The following is a 17,254-nucleotide window of genomic DNA, read 5'->3' as shown; positions in this document are numbered from 1 at the left end:
CGATGTCGTTACTCAAGCAGCTGTTTCTGGCGATCTGCCTGTTCCTCGTGGTGGCCTTCACCGGCAGCTTCCTCGCCGGGGTGGAAAGCTCCCGGGAACAGCTGCGCAGCCAGTTGCGCTCCCACGCCCAGGACGCCGCCACCGCCCTCGCGCTGTCCATGACGCCCCACGTGGACGACCCGGCGATGATCGAGCTGATGGTCAGCTCCATCTTCGACAGCGGCTACTTCGCCCGCATCCGCGTGGTCAACATCGCCGACGAGAAGGTCATCGTCGAACGCCAGGCCGACCCGACCTCCGACAAGGTCCCCGCCTGGTTCGTCCGCCTCGTCGACCTGCGCGCCCAGGGCGGCGACGCCCTGATCATGCGCGGCTGGGAACAGGCCGCGCGGGTCGAGGTGCTCAGCCACCCGCAATTCGCCCTGGCCAAGCTCTGGGACAGCGCCATCGGCAGCCTCCTCTGGCTGCTGCTCTGCGGGCTGGTCAGCGCCGTGCTCGGCGGCTTCCTCCTGCGCACCCAGCTGCGCCCGCTGGACAACATGGTGCAGCAGGCCCAGGCCATCAGCCGGCGCGAGTTCCTCACCCTGCCCCGGGTGCCGCGCACGCCCGAGCTCAAGCGCGTGGTGCTGGCCATGAACCAGATGGTCGACAAGCTCAAGACCCTGTTCGCCGAAGAGGCCGCGCGCAGCGAGAAGCTGCGCGAGGAGGCCTACCAGGACAGCCTCACGGGCCTGGCCAACCGCCGCCAGTTCGACATCCGCCTGGGCAACCAGCTGGCCGTGGCCGAGCAGAACGCCGCCGGCTACCTGCTGCTGCTGCGGGTCAATGACCTCGGCGGCCTCAACCAGCGCCTCGGCGGCCAGCGCACCGACGCCCTGATCGGCGCGATCGGCGAACTCCTGAAGAAACGGTTGGAGGAGCGCGGCAACCCCGACTGGCTGGCCTCGCGCAGCCGCGGCGGCGAATTCACCCTGCTCGCCCCCGGCCTGGACAACGAAGACGCCGACCGCCTCGCCCAGAGCCTCAGCGACGCCCTGGAAAGCCTGCGCGGCACCGGTGCCAGCGACTGCACCCCGGTGGCCCACCTGGGCATCGCCGCCTTCCGTCCCGGCGAGGACGCCACCAGCGTCATAGGCCGCGCCGACCAGGCCCTGGCCCAGGCGCAAAGCAACCCGGCGCACCCGTGGGAGCGCCTCGACGACTACCAGGCCGCCCCCAACCAGGGCCTGCACAGCTGGCGCGCCTGGATCGACGAAGCCCTGCAGCAGGGCAAGCTGCAGCTCTACTTCCAGCCCGTGGCCGAATGTGCCGATCCCACCAGGCTGCTGCACAACAAGGTCCTCGCGCGGCTGCTCGACCCGCAGGGCGAGGCCGTTGCCGCCGGGCGCTTCCTGCCCTGGATCGAGCGCCTGGGCTGGGCCGCGCGCTTCGACCTGGCGATGCTCGAACACACCCTCGCCCACCTCGACCGGCACCCCGAGCCGCTGGCCCTGAGCCTGTCCGCCGCCACCCTGCGCGAACCCGACAGCCAGGAGCGCCTGCTCGCCATGCTGCGCGAGCACCCGCAGCACGCGGACCTGATGACCCTGGAAGTGGACGAGCGCTTCCTGCCCCCGCCCGCTGCGCTGGAGAAACTCAGCCAGGCCGTGCGCGAAGCCGGCTTCCACCTCGGCCTGCAACACTTCGGCGGGCGCTTCAGCCTGATCGGCAACCTCACCCACCTGGGGCTGGCCTACCTGAAGATCGACGGCACCTACATCCGCGCCATCGACCAGGAAAACGACAAGCGCGTGTTCATCGAGGCGATGTTCCGCGCCACCAACAGCATCGACCTGCCGCTGATCGCCGAGATGGTGGAAACCCAGGGCGAACTGGCCGTGCTCGGCGAGCTGGGCATCCAGGGCGCCATGGGCCGCCTCATCGGCCCGCCCGCCCCCTGGAGCGAAACCCAGGCCTGATGAATGTTGGCCGGCGGCGCCCCCATGGGAGCGGTTTCAACCGCGAAAACCCAGGCCCCCGGCCGGCCCAGCCCTTTTCGCGAATGAATTCGCTCCCACAACCCGTAGGGTGGGCTTCAGCCCACCAAGCCGCCCGCAAAAGAAAACGCCCGCATCTGCGGGCGTTCTCGTTACGGGTGGAGCCGGTTAATCGTCACGGTTGGTGTCGTTGTCGCTGTCATGGTCACTGCCACCGAACTGGGCGTCACGGTAACCATCGTTGTCCAGATCATGGTCACTGCCGCCGAACTGCGCATCGCGATAACCATCGTTGTCCTGGTCATGGTCGCTACCACCGAACTCGGCATCGCGATAGCCGTCGTTGTCCAGGTCATGGTCACTGCCGCCGAACTGGGCATCGCGGTAGCCGTCGTTGTCCAGGTCGTGGTCGCTGCCACCGAACTGGGCATCACGATAGCCATCGTTATCCAGGTCGTAATCCACCGCATGGGCCGTCACCGCCCCAAGCGCCACCACAGTCAAAAGCACGCCCAACACACGTCTGGTGAAGACACCCGCTTTTGTCGCCATCTCGCTTATCGCTCCTGAAGAGGACATGACGGCCGCAACCCGGGTCACCCTCGGTGGACCGAGGAGCCGTCGCGCAATAGAACGCAACGGCAGGCGCCGGTTCTGTCGCCTCCGGGGCATTATCTTTTGCCATTCGTTTCAGGCAGGAAAACCCGTGGGAGCGCTTTCAACCGCGATGGGCCAGGCAGCCGCCCGAGCCCTTTCGCGCAGGATTGCGCCCCGGCGAGCAGGGCTCAATAAGGCAGGCGTCCCTCGTCCTGCACCAGGCTGCCGAGCCCTTCCACCTGGGCGCGGGCCTGGGCGCGGTGCTGGAGCTTGTTGCGCGCGGCCTCGGGCAGGTCGGTGTAGCGCATCACGCCACGGTCGACGAGAACGCTGACCAGGTCTTCGATCACCCGCACGAGCTCCAGGTCGGAATGCTGCAGCGACATCAGGTGCTCGTGCAGCGAACGGCTGGCCAGCCAGCTCTGCACCTCCGGATCCGCGGCCGGCATGCTGTGGGTCATGTTCTCGAAAGGCTCCGACTCGACCCGCAGCACCCGGCCCCGCTCATCACGCTGTACGTACACCATGGACTGCTCTCCCCAGCGAATCCGCATAAAAAAGGCCCGCCACCCGGAAAGGTGGCGGGCCGCCTCGTTCAAAGAGCTTAGACGGTCGTTTTCAATGCGTGATCGTCAAGCAGGTTGCCGATGATGGTGGCCTCGTTGGTCGTGCCGTAGAGCGTGGACAGGTTCACATTGTCCAGCACCACTTGCTGCTGCACCGGTCCCGCCGCCTCCGTCTTGATGTCGATGGTGGTGGTGGTGCCCGAGAACGAGAAGTTCAGGTAGCTGTCCAGCACGTTCGGCGCGGTGCCCACACCCGACAACAGTTGCGACAGGTCGAGCACGTCGGAGTTGGCACCCGTGATATCCACCGTGAAGTCGGTGATGTGGTCCACGCCGCCGCCCAGGCCGCCTTTCTGCCAGATGAAGGTGTCCTTGCCGGCGCCACCGCTCATGGTGTCGGCCCCCAGCCCGCCGATGAGGAAGTCATCCCCACCACCGCCGAGCAGGGTGTCGTTGCCAGCCCCGCCGAAGAGCACGTTGGCGTTGTTGTCCCCCTTCAGCACATCGGCGAAGTTCGACCCGATCAGGTTCTCGATGCTGTTCAGGGTGTCCGTTCCAGCACCGACGGTGTTCTGCGCGACGAGGATGCTCAGGTCGACCGTGACCCCGGACGGCGCATCGATGTAGCTCGCGGTGTCCACGCCGGCCCCACCGTTGAGCGCATCGTTGCCGGCCCCGCCGACGAGGATGTCGTTGCCGTTGCCACCGTTGAGCGTGTCATTGCCTCCCTGCCCGATCAGCACATCGTCGCCATCGCCGCCATTGAGCGTGTCGTTGGCGCCATCACGCCCGAGCAGGATCTCGTTGCGGAAGGTCCCGTTGAGGGTGTTGGCGCCGGCGTCGCGCACGACATCCACGACCGCGGTATCCAGGGTCGTGCTGCCGTCGACGGAAACGCCGTAGCTGAAGCTGCCACCGTTGGTCGAGTTGCTGCTGTTCTCCGTGAAGGTCACGTTGCCACCGCCCAGGCTGGCGCCATCCGAGCCGATCGAGGCGACGCTGAGCACCGACAGCAGCCCGGCGCTCGGCCCGGTGTCGTTGGCCAGCAGGGCCCAGGTCGGGATCAGGATCTGGTCGGCGCCCGTCTGGGCAGGCACGTTGGTCAGCACCAGGTCATCGCGTATCACCATCGGCTGGGTGCCGGAGTTGATATTGATGTTGAGGTTGGCCGACGCGCTGTCCCCGTCGTTGTCCAGCAAGGTGAAGGCAATGCTGGTGGCGATCGCCAGGTTGATGGTGCTCGGCGGCGTGTAGGTGTAGGCACCGTTGAGCATGTTGACCATGATGCTGGAGCCCGACCCCATGGACACCGTCAGCAGCGAGCCGGAAAGGCTGCCGTTGTTGGTGCCCGGACCGCTGGCGGTGAAGGTGCCGGTGGCCTTGTCGTAGGTGTAGGTCTTGCCGTCCACCACGATGCTGCGCACGTAGCCGCCGTCATTGCCCATGCTGCCGCCGCTGACCAGGCTGCCCGAGATGGGCGAGGCCTGGGCGGTGGCCACGAGGGTGCTGGTCAGCGCGTTGAGGTCGGTGACCACGATGGCGTTGGTGTTACTGCCACCGTTGGTGCCGTTGTAGGCGATCGGGTTGAGCGCCGTGGCGTCCACCCCGGTGCCCATCCCCAGCGCGTAGGCGCGGATGTTGTTGGCGGTGAGGAAGTTGATCCAGGCCTGCTCCTCGGAAACGTTGCCGTTGGAGTACGGGGTCGGCCAGCCGCTGGCACTGCCATTGGCGTTGGAGATGCCCTCGTCGCCGCTGGGCTGGTTGGGATAGCCGTCGGAGAGGAAGTAGGCGACGTTCTGCACGTTGCCCGTGGCCAGCTTGCCGGCATTGCCGTAGGCGTTGATGGCCGAGATCAGCGCGGCATCGTAGTTGGTGGTGTTCGCGGTGCTGACCCCGAGAATCGCCGCCTTGGCATCCGCCACGCTCACCCAGACCGCCTCGGTGGTGGCCGTCGTGGAGAAGGTGACGAAGCTGACGCGCACATCGCCCAGGGCGTCGTACTGCTCCAGCAGTTCCAGCAGCGCGTTCTTGGCCACCTGCAGGCGGTCCATGGAACCGACGCCAGAGGCGTCACCCATGCTGCCCGAGATGTCCAGCACCAGCATCAGGTTGCTGTTGAGGTTGACCGAGGCCTGGCCGTTCTGGGTCTGGTTGGCCGCCGTGGGCGCGTCGTCCCTGAAGCTGATGGCGCTGCCCAGGTTGAGGCTGGCGCTGCTGGTGTCGCCGTCCTTGTCGGTGATGGTCGCCACCAGTTGCACCAGGTCGACGGCGCCCAGGCTCACCGCCTGGTCCGGCCCGCTGTTGGGCGTGTGGATCACCGCCCGCTGCTGGTCGAGGGTGACGCTGCCGGCGGCATCCACCGTGAGGGTGAAGGAAATCGCACCGGTGGAGCTGCCGACACGGCCCACCACCTGGGTGCCTTCCAGGAACAGCTTGATATCGCTGCCGGTGGCCGAGTCGTCCAGCCCGCTGTCCACACCGGCACTGCTGACCTTCAGGGCATAAGTGGTGCTGGCTGCACCATCGGCACCGGGGTTGCTGGTGAAGGACGAAGCGAAGCTGGTGCTGGCGTTGCCGGCGAGGTTGGTCTCATCCACCTGCAGGCTGCCCGCCTGCGCCACACCGGCGCTGATGCTCGGCGCATCGTCCTTGAAGCTGATGGCGCTGCCCAGGTTGAGGGTGGCGCTGTTGGCGTCGCCGTCCTTGTCGGTGATGGTCGCCACCAGTTGCACCAGGTTGGCGGCCGACAGGCTCACGGCCTGGTCCGGCCCGGTGTTGGGCGTATGGACGATGGCCCGCTGCTGGTCGAGGGTGACGTTGCCGGACGCATCCACCGTGACCTTGAAGGCGATGGCACCGGTGGAGGAGCCGACACGGCCCACCACCTCGCCACCTTCCAGGTAGAGCTTGATGTCGCTGCCGGTGGCGGTGTCGTCCAGGCCACTGTCCACGCCCGCCGCACTGACATTCAGCGCATAGGTGGTGGTACCGGCTCCGTCGGCGCCGTAGTTGCCGCTGAAGGAGGAGGCGAAGTTCACCGTCGCATCGAGGTTCAGGCTGGTTTCGTCCACCTGCAGGCTGGCGGCCGTGGCGGTGCCGGCACTGATGCTGGGGGCGTCGTCCTTGAAGCTGATGGCGCTGCCCAGGTTCAGGCTGGCGCTGTTGGCGTCGCCGTCCTTGTCGGTGATGGTCGCCACCAGTTGCACCAGGTCGGCGGCGGACAGGCTCACAGCCTGGTCCGGCCCGCTGTTGGGCGTGTGGATGATCGCCCGCTGCTGGTCGAGGGTGACCACGCCGGTGGCGGAATCCACCGTGACCTTGAAGGCGATGGCGCCGGTGGAGCTGCCGACACGGCCCACCACCTCGGTGCCTTCCAGGTACAGCTTGATGTCGCTGCCGGTGGCCGTGTCGTCCAGGCCACTGTCCGCGCCCGCCGCGCTGACCTTCAGCGCATAGGTCGTGGTGCCGGCGCCGTCGGCGCCGTAGTTGCCGGTGAACTGGCCGCTCAGGTTGACACTGGCGTTGGCGGCCAGGTTGGTCTCGTCCACCTGCAGGCTGCCGGCGGTGGCACTGCCGGCGCTGATGCTCGGCGCATCGTCCTTGAAGCTGATGGCGTTGCCCAGGTTGAGGTTGGCACTGCTGGCGTCGCCGTCCTTGTCGGTGATGGTCGCCACCAGTTGCACCAGGTCGGCGGCGCCCAGGCTCACCGCCTGGTCCGGCCCGCTGTTGGGCGTATGGATGATCGCCCGCTGCTGGTCGAGGGTGACGTTGCCGGAAGCATCCACCGTGACCTTGAAGGCGATGGCGCCGGTGGAGCTGCCGACACGGCCCACCACCTCGGCGCCTTCCAGGTACAGCTTGATGTCGCTGCCGGTGGCCGAGTCGTCCAGGCCGCTGTCCACGCCCGCTGCGCTGACCTTCAGTGCATAGGTGGTGGTGCCGGCGCCGTCGGCGCCGTAGTTGCCGCTGAAGGAAGACGCGAAGCCGGCGGTGGCGTTGCCCGCCAGGTTGGTCTCGTCCACCTGCAGGCTGCCGGCGGTGGCACTGCCGGCGCTGATGGTCGGCGCGTCGTCCTTGAAGCTGATGGCGTTGCCCAGGTTGAGGGTGGCGCTGCTCTTGTCGCCGTCGTTGTCGGTGATGGTCGCGATCAGTTTCACCAGGTCGGCGGCGGACAGGCCCGCAGCCTGGTCCGGCCCGCTGTTGGGCGTATGGATGATCGCCCGCTGCTGATCGAGGGTGACGTTGCCGGAAGCATCCACCGTGACCTTGAAGGCGACGGCACCGGTGGAGGAGCCGACACGGCCCACCACCTCGCCACCTTCCAGGTACAGCTTGATGTCGCTGCCGCTGGCGGTGTCCTTCAGGCCGCTGTTGGTGCCGCTGGCGCTGATATCCAGCTTGTAGGTGATGCTGCCCGCGCCATCGCCGCCATAGCTGGCATTGAAGTTGGCGGCGAAGCTCACCGTGGCGTTGAGCGCCAGGTTGCTTTCGTCCACCTGCAGGACGCCGGTGCCGGCGACGTTGCCGACGCCGATGCTGGGCACGTCGTCCTCGATGCGGATCAGGAAGTCACCGGCCATGGGCACCGGGCTGCCGCCGTTGCTGGCCTGGATCAGGCTGCTCAGGTTCAGCGTCAGGGTCTCGCCGTCGTCACCGTTGCCCAGCGGGTGGTCCAGCGGGCCGCTGAGGGTCAGGGTGTAGCTGCCGTTGGCCTGCAGTTGCAGGGTGAAGACCGTGGCCCCGCCCGCACCCGCCGTGGCGGTGAGGGTATTGCCGGACACGGTGTAGACCAGCGGATGGCCGTCGGAGCTGGCCGGGGTCACGCCGCTGGTATTGCTGGCCAGGCTGAAGGTCACGCCGCTGGAGGAGCCGACGACCAGGTCGACGACGCTGCCGGTGGCCACCGTGGTGACGGCGTCGCCGTCGGTGATCCCGCCGGGCAGCTCGTCCTCGTCCACGCTGGCGATCACCGGGCTGCTGTCCACCACGTAGACCGACAGGGTGGCGCTGGACGGGTCGCCGTCACGGTCGACGATGGTGTATTTGAAGTTCTCCTGCTTGTCGCCCACCACTTCGCTCGGGGTCTGGTAGGTCCAGTCACCGTTGCTGAAGTTGAAGCTCAGCTTGCCGCCTTGCGCCGTGGTCACGTTGGTCAGCGCACTGCCGCTGATGGGCGAGCCACCGGCGCTGCTGCTGATGCTGCTGCCGTTCCAGGTGTAGGTGACGTTGTTGATCTCGATGGACAGGATGCGCCCGGGACCATCGGCGCCGAAGCCATCGTCGTCAGCGGTGCCGGCGACGCCGTCGCTGCCTCTGATCACGTTGCCGGAGACCAGGTTGCTGGTGACCTGGCTGAGCAGGGTGTTGACCAGGTCGGTGAAGCCGCCGATCAGGATCGGGGCACCACTGCCGTCGAGATCGACGTCCTGCAGGTTGCCGTTGTCGATGCCGTCACCGACGCCGATGGAGGTGACGTTGATGTGGTTGCTGGTGATGAACTGCTGCCAGTCGAGCGCCGTCTGGTTGAGCAGTGCGTTGCCGTTCTGGGTCTGCTCGTTGGGGTTGCCGTCGCTGATGAACACGACCTGGTTGTTCCAGCCCGGGAGCGGGTTGAAGGCATCCATGGTCTTCTCGATGGCGGCGGTGAAGTCGGTGTTGCCGCTGTACGGGCGCACGCCGCCGGGCTCGCTCGGGTCGAGGGAGTTCACCAGGCTCTCGAAGGCCGCGTAGCTGGTCACCGGCGCGTAGGAGGTGGCGTCACCGGAGAAGGCCACGATCTGCAGCTGCACGTCACCGGTGCTGCCGGCGAACAGGGCCTGGCCGGCGGCTTTGACCGCATCGAGCATCTGCCCGAGCTCGGTGTTGTTGATGCTGCCGCTGAAGTCGAGCACGAACACCATGTTGATGTCCTGGCCTTGGCTGGCCTGGACGGTGGCCGTGTCGTTCTGCGCCACCGGCGTGTCGTCGTCGACGTTGATGTTCAGCGTTCCGTTGGCGCTGTCACCGTCCTTGTCGGTGACCTTGTAGGTGATCTGGAAGGCCTGGTTGTTCTCGTCGTCGGCATTGGCGTGCTGGATCGGCGCGTTCTGCTGCACCTCGTAGGCGCCGGTGGCGCTGTTCAGGGTCACGGTGAGCACGGTGGTGGTGCCCTGCTTGATCAGCAGGTTGCTGCCCGAGGTCTCGTAGGTGAAGCCGGCCGGCGCACCGGTGGTGACCCAGCTGATACTGCCGGCGCCGTCGGCACCGTAGCTGTGGCTGAGGGTGCCGGAGGCGTTCTGCGAGTCGGCATCGTCGCCGACGCCGCCGGGAATGCCCTTGGGTAGCGCGTCGTCGTCCAGTTGCACCGTCTGGTTGGTGCCGGTGGTCGGGGCGTCGTCCTTGAAGCTGATGGCGCTGCCCAGGTTGAGGCTGGCGCTGCTGGTGTCGCCGTCCTTGTCGGTGATGGTCGCCACCAGTTTCACCAGGTCCGCGGCGGAGAGGCCGGTGGCCTGGTCCGGCCCGGTGTTGGGCGAATGCACGATGGCACGCACTTGGTCGAGGGTGACGTTGCCGGAGGCATCCACCGTGACCTTGAAGGCGATGGCACCGGTGGAGGTGCCGACACGGCCCACCACTTCGCCACCTTCCAGGTACAGCTTGATGTCACTGCCGCTGGCGGTGTCCTTCAGGCCGCTGTCGGCGCCCGGGGCCTTGACCTCCAGGCTGTAGCCGATGCTGCCGGCACCATCGGCGCCGTAGTTGCCGGTGAAGGCGCCGCTGTAGTTGGTGGTGGCGTTGAGCGCCAGGTTGGTCTCGTCCACCTGCAGGCTGCCCACCTGGGCCTGGCCGGCACTGATGGTCGGGGCGTCGTCCCTGAAGCTGATGGCGTTGCCCAGGTTGAGGGTGGCGCTGCTGGCGTCACCGTCCTTGTCGGTGATGGTCGCCACCAGTTTCACCAGGTCGGCGGCGGAGAGGCCGGTGGCCTGGTCCGGCCCGGTGTTGGGCGAATGGACGATGGCACGCACCTGGTCGAGGGTGACGTTGCCGGAGGCATCCACCGTGACCTTGAAGGCGATGGCACCGCTCTGGTCGCCGACACGGCCCACCACCTCGCCACCTTCCAGGTACAGCTTGATGTCACTGCCGCTGGCGGTGTCCTTCAGGCCGCTGTCGGCCCCCGGAGCCTTGACCTCCAGCGCGTAGCCGATGCTGCCGGCGCCGTCGGCACCGTAGCTGCTGGTGAAGGCGCCACTGAAGTTGGTGGTGGCGTTGAACGCCAGGTTGGTCTCGTCCACCTGCAGGCTGGCCGCAGTGGCCGTACCGGCGTTGATGGTCGGGGCGTCGTCCTTGAAGCTGATGGCATTGCCCAGGTTGAGGCTGGCGCTGCTGGTGTCGCCGTCCTTGTCGGTGATGGTCGCCACCAGTTTCACCAGGTCGGCGGCGGAGAGGCCGGTGGCCTGGTCGGGCCCGGAATCGGGCGAATGCACGATGGCACGCACTTGGTCGAGGGTGACGTTGCCGGCCGCATCCACCGTGACCTTGAAGGCGATGGCACCGGTGGAGGTGCCGACACGGCCCACCACTTCGCCACCTTCCAGGTACAGCTTGATGTCACTGCCGCTGGCGGTGTCCTTCAGGCCGCTGTCGGCGCCCGGCGCCTTGACCTCCAGGCTGTAGCCGATGCTGCCGGCGCCGTCGGCGCCATAGTTGCCGGTGAAGGCGCCGCTGTAGTTGGTGGTGGCGTTGAGCGCCAGGTTGGTCTCGTCCACCTGCAGGCTGCCCACCTGGGCCTGGCCGGCACTGATGGTCGGGGCGTCGTCCTTGAAGCTGATGGCGTTGCCCAGGTTGAGGGTGGCGCTGCTGGCGTCACCGTCCTTGTCGGTGATGGTCGCCACCAGTTTCACCAGGTCGGCCGCCCCCAGGCTGCTTTCCTGGTCGGGGCCGGTATTGGGCGAATGGACGATGGCACGCACCTGGTCGAGGGAGACCTTGCCGTCGGCGTCCACGGTGAGCTTGAAGGAGATCGCGCCGCTCTGGTCGCCCACGCGGCCGACCACTTCGCCGTTCTCCAGGTACAGCTTGATGTCGCTGCCGGTGGCAGTGTCCTTCAGGCCGCTGTCGACACCCGGGGACTTCACGTCCAGGGCATAGGTGGTGCTGCCGGCGCCATCGGCGCCATAGGCCTTGATGAACGCGCCACTGAAGTCGGTGGTGGCGTTGCCGAGCAGGTTGGTTTCATCCACCTGCAGGCTGTCCGCGGGAATGGCCGTGGCACGGATGCTGGGGGCGTCATCCTTGAAGCTGATGGCATTGCCCAGGTTGAGGGTGGCGCTGTCCGGGTCGCCGTCGCGGTCGGTGATGGTCGCGACCAGTTTCACCAGGTCCGCGGCGGAGAGGCCGGTGGCCTGGTCCGGACCGGTATTGGGCGAGTGCACGATGGCCAGTTTCTGGTCGAGGGTGACCTTGCCGTCGGCATCCACCGTGACCTTGAAGGAGATCGCGCCGCTCTGGTCGCCGACACGGCCGACCACTTCCCCTCCTTCCAGGTACAGCTTGATGCTCTGGCCGCTGGCGGTGTCCTTCAGGCCGCTGTCGGCGCCCGCGGCGCTGATGGCCAGCGCGTAGGTGATGGTGCCCGCGCCGTCACTGCCGAAGCTGTGGGTGAACGCGCCGCTGAAATCGCGGGTGGCGTCGGTCCCCAGGAAGCTCTCGTCCACTTCCAGGCTGCCATTGGCGGCCTGGCCGGCGTCGATGTTCGGGGCGTCGTCACGGAAGCTGATGGCATTGCCCAGGTTGAGGCTGGCGCTGCTGGAGTCACCGTCCTTGTCGGTGATGGTCGCCACCAGTTTCACCAGGTCCGCGGCGGAGAGGCCGGTGGCCTGGTCGGGCCCGGAATCGGGCGAGTGCACGATGGCCAGTTTCTGGTCGAGGGTGACCTTGCCATCGGCGTCCACCGTGACCTTGAAGGAGATCGCGCCGCTCTGGTCGCCGACACGGCCGACCACCTCGCCACCTTCCAGGTACAGCTTGATGCTCTGGCCGCTGGCGGTGTCCTTCAGGCCGCTGTCGGCACCCGCGGCACTGACGGCCAGCGCGTAGCTGATGCTGCCGGCGCCATCCGCGCCATAGCTGTGGGTGAAGGCGGTGCTGTAGTCGAGGGTCTTGTCCACCAGCAGGTTGGTCTCGTCCACCTCCAGCGCGGCGCTGGCGATCTCGCCGGCGCTGATGCTCGGGGCATCGTCGCGGAAGCTGATGACCTTGCCGATGTCCAGGCCGCCGCTGACGCTGTCGCCGTCGCCGTCGGTCACCGTCAGGTTGAGCTTGACGTGGCCGGAGCCGAGGAAGGCCGCTTCGTCCGGATCGGACGTCGGGTGTTCGATGGCACGCAGCTGTTCGAGGGTGACCTTGCCGTCCGTGCCCACGGTGAGGGTGAAGACGACCTCGCCGCTGGCATCGCCGACGCGGCCCACGACCTGGCCGTTCTCCAGGAACAGCACCACGTCATCGCCGGTCTCGGTGTCCACCAGCCCGGAGGCCGGGTTGGTGACTTCCAGGCCGTAGTCCAGGCTGCCCAGGCCATCGGCGCCGGGCTGCACGTTGAACAGGCCGCTGAAGTCGGCGGTGGCAGTGGCGCTGGCGCCCTGCCCCAGGTTGGTCTCGTCCACCTGCAGCTGCAGGGTCGAGCCCCAGGTGACGCTGGTGCTGACGTCGTTGTAGTCGTAGTCGGAGGTGGCGGTCTTGTCTTCCCAGTTCTGGTTGCCGGCGTTGCCGGTGTCCTGCAGGTGCGAGCCGCCGGGGTTGAGGGTGGCGTCGCTGAACAGCACGTTGGCACCGTCGGCGCCGGTCAGCGGGGTGCTGCCGATGAAGGCCTGCCACTTGCCGCCCACCAGCTGGAAGGTGATGTCGGCGCCGTTGGCCAGGCCGCCGTTGGCACCGCCATTGGGGATGATGAAGAAGCCGGTGCTGGCCGGGTCCAGGTTGCCCAGGTCGAAGGTATCGCCGTTGCTCTGGTCGTGGACGTTGGCCCAGATCACCTTGCCGCTGACCGGGGTGCCGTCGTCGCCCTTGATGTAGTAGCCGTAGCTGTTGCTGTAGCCGGCGTCGGTGCCGACGAAGGTCACCGAGGAGTTCAGGTCCAGGGCGCCGACCTGCAGGGTCGGGGTGTCGTCGTTGATGGTGACCGCCAGGGAACCGTCGGCGGTGTCGCCATCGCCGTCGGTGACCTTGTAGCCGACGTTGAGGGTGATGTTGTCCTCGGTGCCGTCGACGGTGTGCATCAGCGGCTTGAGCAGGTTGACCGTATAGGCACCGCTGGCCAGGTCGGTCAGCACTACGGTCATCAGGTCGCCACGGGCACTGCTGATGGTCAGGGTGTTGGTCGAGGCGTCCCAGGTCGAGGTGACGTTCTCGCTGCCCAGGGTGCTGGGCCCGGTGAGCTCGATGGATTTCAGGCCATCGGCACCGGCGTCGTAGCCGAGGCTGCCGCTGGTGCTGGTGTGGGCGCCGGTGACGTCGCCAGGCCCGCCATTGATGCCGCCGGACAGGCCCTCGTCGTCCAGGGTACTGGTGGCGGTCACCTTGGTGGCACTGGGGCCGTCGTCCTCGAAGCGCACCACGCCGCCGATGCCGACGGAATCCACCGACACGTCGCCATCCCCGTCGGTGACGGTGACCACCGCGCGGATCTTGCCGGAGAGGTTCAGCGCCTCGTCATGGTTGGCGGTATCCGGATGCTGCAGCGGGATGTACTGGGCGATGCTGATGCTGCCGTCCTGGCCGATGGCCACGGCGAAGGCGGCCTGGCCGTTGTACGCGCCGCCATCCACGCGGCCGACCACCAGGCCGTTCTCCACGCTGAGCACGATGGACGAGCCGTCCAGGGTGGTGAGACCCGAGTCGGCGTCCTGCACTTCCAGGCTGAGCACGGTGGTCGCGCCCTCCTGGTCCTCGCCGGTGGTGCTGCCGGAGGCATCGACCACCGGGCCGTTGCTGGTGGCGTAGCCGGCCGCCAGCGCGGTGCCGGCATCGGCCACGCTGCTGAACAGCGCGATCACGCTCGGGCTGTTGGTGTCGTTGTCGTTGGCGTCGTTGCCCGGGGTCGGGGTGGCGGTGCCGTTCTGTAGGCCGGGGGTCTCGTCGTGGGTGACGCGAGCGCCTTCGACCACCTGGATGCTGGCGGTGGGGGCGTCGTCCTCGAAGCGGATGGCCCCACCGATGTTGACCGTGGCGACGTCGACATCGCCGTCCCCGTCGGTGACGGTGACCACGGCGCGGACCAGGCCGCCGAGGTCGACGCCCTCATCACGGCTGCCGGTATCGGGGTGGTTCAGCGACATGTACTGGGCAACGCTGATGCTGCCATCCTGGCCGATGGCCACGGCGAACACCGCCGCGCCGGGGCCTTGGTCGCCGCCGTCCACGCGGCCGACGATCAGGCCGTTCTCCATATAGAGGCGGATGCTCTGGCCATCGGTGGTGGTGAGGCCCGAATCGGTGCCGTCGCCGCCGTTGATCGCCAGGCTCAGCACCGTGGTGGCGCCTTCGTCGTCCTCGCCGGTGCTGGTGCCGGCGGTGCTGACCACGGGGCCGGCGCTGGTGGCGTAGCCCGAAAGATCGGTGCCGACGTTGGCCACGCCGGCGAACAAGGCGATCACATCCGGGTTGCTGGTGTCGTCATCGAGCGCGTCGCCCTGGGGCGTCGGGGTCTCGGTGCCGTTCTGCAGGCCGGCGCTCTCGTCGTGGGTGACGCGCACGCCTTCGAGTCGTTCGATGACGGCGGTGGGGCCGTCGTCCTCGAAGCGGATGGCACCGCCGATGCCCACTTGGGCGGTGTCCACGTCGCCGTCGCCATCGGTCACGGTGACCACGGCGCGGACCTTGCCGGCCAGGGTCACGGCGTCATCGGCGCTGCCGGTGTCGGGGTGATTGAGCGAAACGTACTGGGCCACGCTGACGCTGCCGTCCTGGCCGATGGCCACGGCGAATGCCGCCTGGCCGTCGAGGCTGCCGCCGACGATACGACCGACCACCAGCCCGCCCTCGAGGCTGAGCACGATGGAATGGCCATCGGTGGTGGTGAGGCCGGAATCGCTGCCGTCGCCGTCGACGATCGACAGGCTGAGCACGGTGGTGGCGCCTTCGTTGTCCTCGCCCGTGCTGCTGCCGGAGATATCCACCACCGCGCCGTCGCTGGTGGCGTAGCCGGTGCTGGAGAGGTCGGTGCCGGTGTTGGCGACGCCCGCGAACAGGCTCACCACCGACGCGGAGCTGGTGTCGTTGTCATTGGCGTCGCCGGCCGGGGTGGGCGTGGCGGTGCCATTCTGCAGGCCGGCGCTCTCGTCATGGCTGACCCGCACGCCTTCGTTGGCCTGGATGCTGGCGGTCGGGCCGTCATCGACGAAGCGGATCAGCTGGCCGACATCGGCGCTGGCCACGGCCTTGTCGCCGTCGCCGTCGGTGACGGTCAGCACGGCGCGGATCAGGCCGCTGAGGTCGATGCTGTCATTGGCATCGCTGCCGTCGGGGTGATGCAGGGACTGGTACTGGGCGACGCTGATGACGCCGGTGTCCGGGTCGATGGCGATGGCGAACGCGGCGTTGCCGTCGGCATCGCGACCGACCACCAGGCCGTTCTCCACGCTCAGGGTGATGGGGCTGCCGGCGGTGGTGGTCAGGCCGACCGCCTGCGCCTGCGGGCCCTGCTCGCCTTCACCGCCCTCGCCTTCGACCAGCGCCAGGGAATAGACCGCGGTGGCGCCGCCTTCGTCGGCGCCGAATTCATAGGTCGCCACCACCGCGGGAGCGTTGCCCTGGGCATAGGCGCGCATGTCGGAGGAGGGATTGGCAACGCCATCGAACACCGCCAGCGGGCCGCTGACGTCATTGCTGCCCGGCTGCAGGCCGGCGCTTTCGTCGATGACCACCTCGCCGCCTTCGCGGGAGAAGTCCAGGCCGGCGCTGGGGCCGTCGTCGTTGATGGCGATGGTCAGCGGCACGGTGGGCGACACGTCGCCGTCGAGGTCGAAGACGCGCACGGAGAAGTTGTCGAACAGCTGGTCGTCGGCCCCGGTGGCGTTGGGGTTGCCGTGATCCAGGCTGTTGTCGGTCAGGGTGTAGGTCCAGTTGCCGGCGGCGTCGAACACCAGCACGCCATAGGTGCCCTGCACGGTGCCGCCACCGGTGACGTTGATCCAGTTGCCGCCGGCGTCCAGCACTTCGATGCGGCCGATGCCGTCGGGGGAATTGATGATCAGGGTGCCCGAGGTGGTCTCGGCGTCGCTGCCGGGGTTGCTGCCCGGCTGGCCGCCACCGCTCTCGCCGCCGTTCAGTGCTTCTTCGTCCACCACGCCGGGGCCGGTGACCACGCTGCCTTCCTTGTCCAGGAAGACCACGGTCAGCTCGGGGCTGAAGTCGGCGGGGGCGAGGATTTCAGCTTCAGGGAACAGCGGGCCGGCCGTGATCGGCCCGGTGGGGAAGCCGATGGTCGGGTCCAGCGCTCCGGCTGTTTCCGAGAGCAGCACGAAGGAGTGGCCACCGCCCGCGCCCCCTGCACCGCCGGCACCGCCCGCGCCGGGGCCTGCGGCCGTGGCTTCACCGGTCTGGGTCGGGTCCGCGCCGGCTTCGATCGCGGCCTGCAGTTGCTGCACGTCGGTCAAATCCTGCTGGCTCGGCGGTTGCTGTTGCTGCGCGTCAGCGGTGGGATCGACCGGCGTGTCGCCGTTGCTGGTGGCCAGCAACTGAGTGGTCAGGTTGAGGCTGCTTTCGCGGCCCAGTGTCAGCTCGCCACCGTTGGCCAGGGCCACCGAGACTGCACCTTCGGAGCCGGTGAGCAGTTGCTCGCCGGCAAAAAGCCTGTCGCCTTCAACCAGGGGCCGACGCGTTCCATCGCTTGCTACCGCGAACACCTCGCCTACAACCCGACTGACGACACCGATTACCGTAGCCATGAATCCTTCCTCCACCACAACTGCCGACCACCGCCGACACCTATCGCAATAAGGGTCAAGACAGGCCTGCACCGGAGGATTGGAAGAAGGAAAAAACTGAAGCGGAATGGAACGACAGTAATCAGGTCAAAAAATTCGCGACAAAAAATCGTCACTCATTCTCCGTGTCGTACTACTCCATCAGAACATC

At 67.6% G+C, this 17,254-nt stretch carries 4 protein-coding genes; 1 reads left to right on the top strand and 3 read right to left on the bottom strand.

The window, feature by feature from the left end; translation table 11 throughout:
* Positions 1-2: 2 nt before the first annotated feature.
* Entirely contained in the window at positions 3-1,958 is a 1,956-nt protein-coding gene (gene lapD / locus HSX14_RS08105) for a cyclic di-GMP receptor LapD (RefSeq protein ID WP_173177024.1), read from the top strand.
* 186 nt (positions 1,959-2,144) lie between these two features.
* Here the strand turns inward: lapD and HSX14_RS08100 are convergent, their stop codons facing one another.
* The 3 genes from HSX14_RS08100 to HSX14_RS08090 form a co-directional block, all read right to left on the bottom strand.
* Positions 2,145-2,486, bottom strand: coding sequence for a hydrolase (locus tag HSX14_RS08100; RefSeq protein WP_228723558.1), 342 nt, complete (start codon positions 2,484-2,486; stop codon positions 2,145-2,147).
* A 275-nt stretch (positions 2,487-2,761) separates the two neighbouring features.
* Positions 2,762-3,100, bottom strand: coding sequence for a tryptophan synthase subunit beta (locus HSX14_RS08095; protein ID WP_173177022.1), 339 nt, complete (start codon positions 3,098-3,100; stop codon positions 2,762-2,764).
* Positions 3,101-3,177: 77 nt separating this feature from the next.
* On the bottom strand, positions 3,178-17,064 hold the full coding sequence (locus HSX14_RS08090; RefSeq protein WP_175384244.1) for a retention module-containing protein: 13,887 nt from the start codon (positions 17,062-17,064) through the stop codon (positions 3,178-3,180).
* Positions 17,065-17,254: the final 190 nt, after the last annotated feature.

The sequence above is a fragment of the Pseudomonas tohonis genome (assembly GCF_012767755.2).
GTDB lineage: Bacteria > Pseudomonadota > Gammaproteobacteria > Pseudomonadales > Pseudomonadaceae > Metapseudomonas > Metapseudomonas tohonis.
This window is presented reverse-complemented; position numbering and strand designations above follow the sequence as displayed.

Bases quoted from the DNA above. Each gene is read 5' to 3' on its own strand.
- lapD (WP_173177024.1), top strand. From the start codon at position 3: ATGTCGTTACTCAAGCAGCTGTTTCTGGCGATCTGCCTGTTCCTCGTG.
- HSX14_RS08095 (WP_173177022.1), bottom strand. From the start codon at position 3,100: ATGGTGTACGTACAGCGTGATGAGCGGGGCCGGGTGCTGCGGGTCGAG.
- HSX14_RS08090 (WP_175384244.1), bottom strand. From the start codon at position 17,064: ATGGCTACGGTAATCGGTGTCGTCAGTCGGGTTGTAGGCGAGGTGTTC.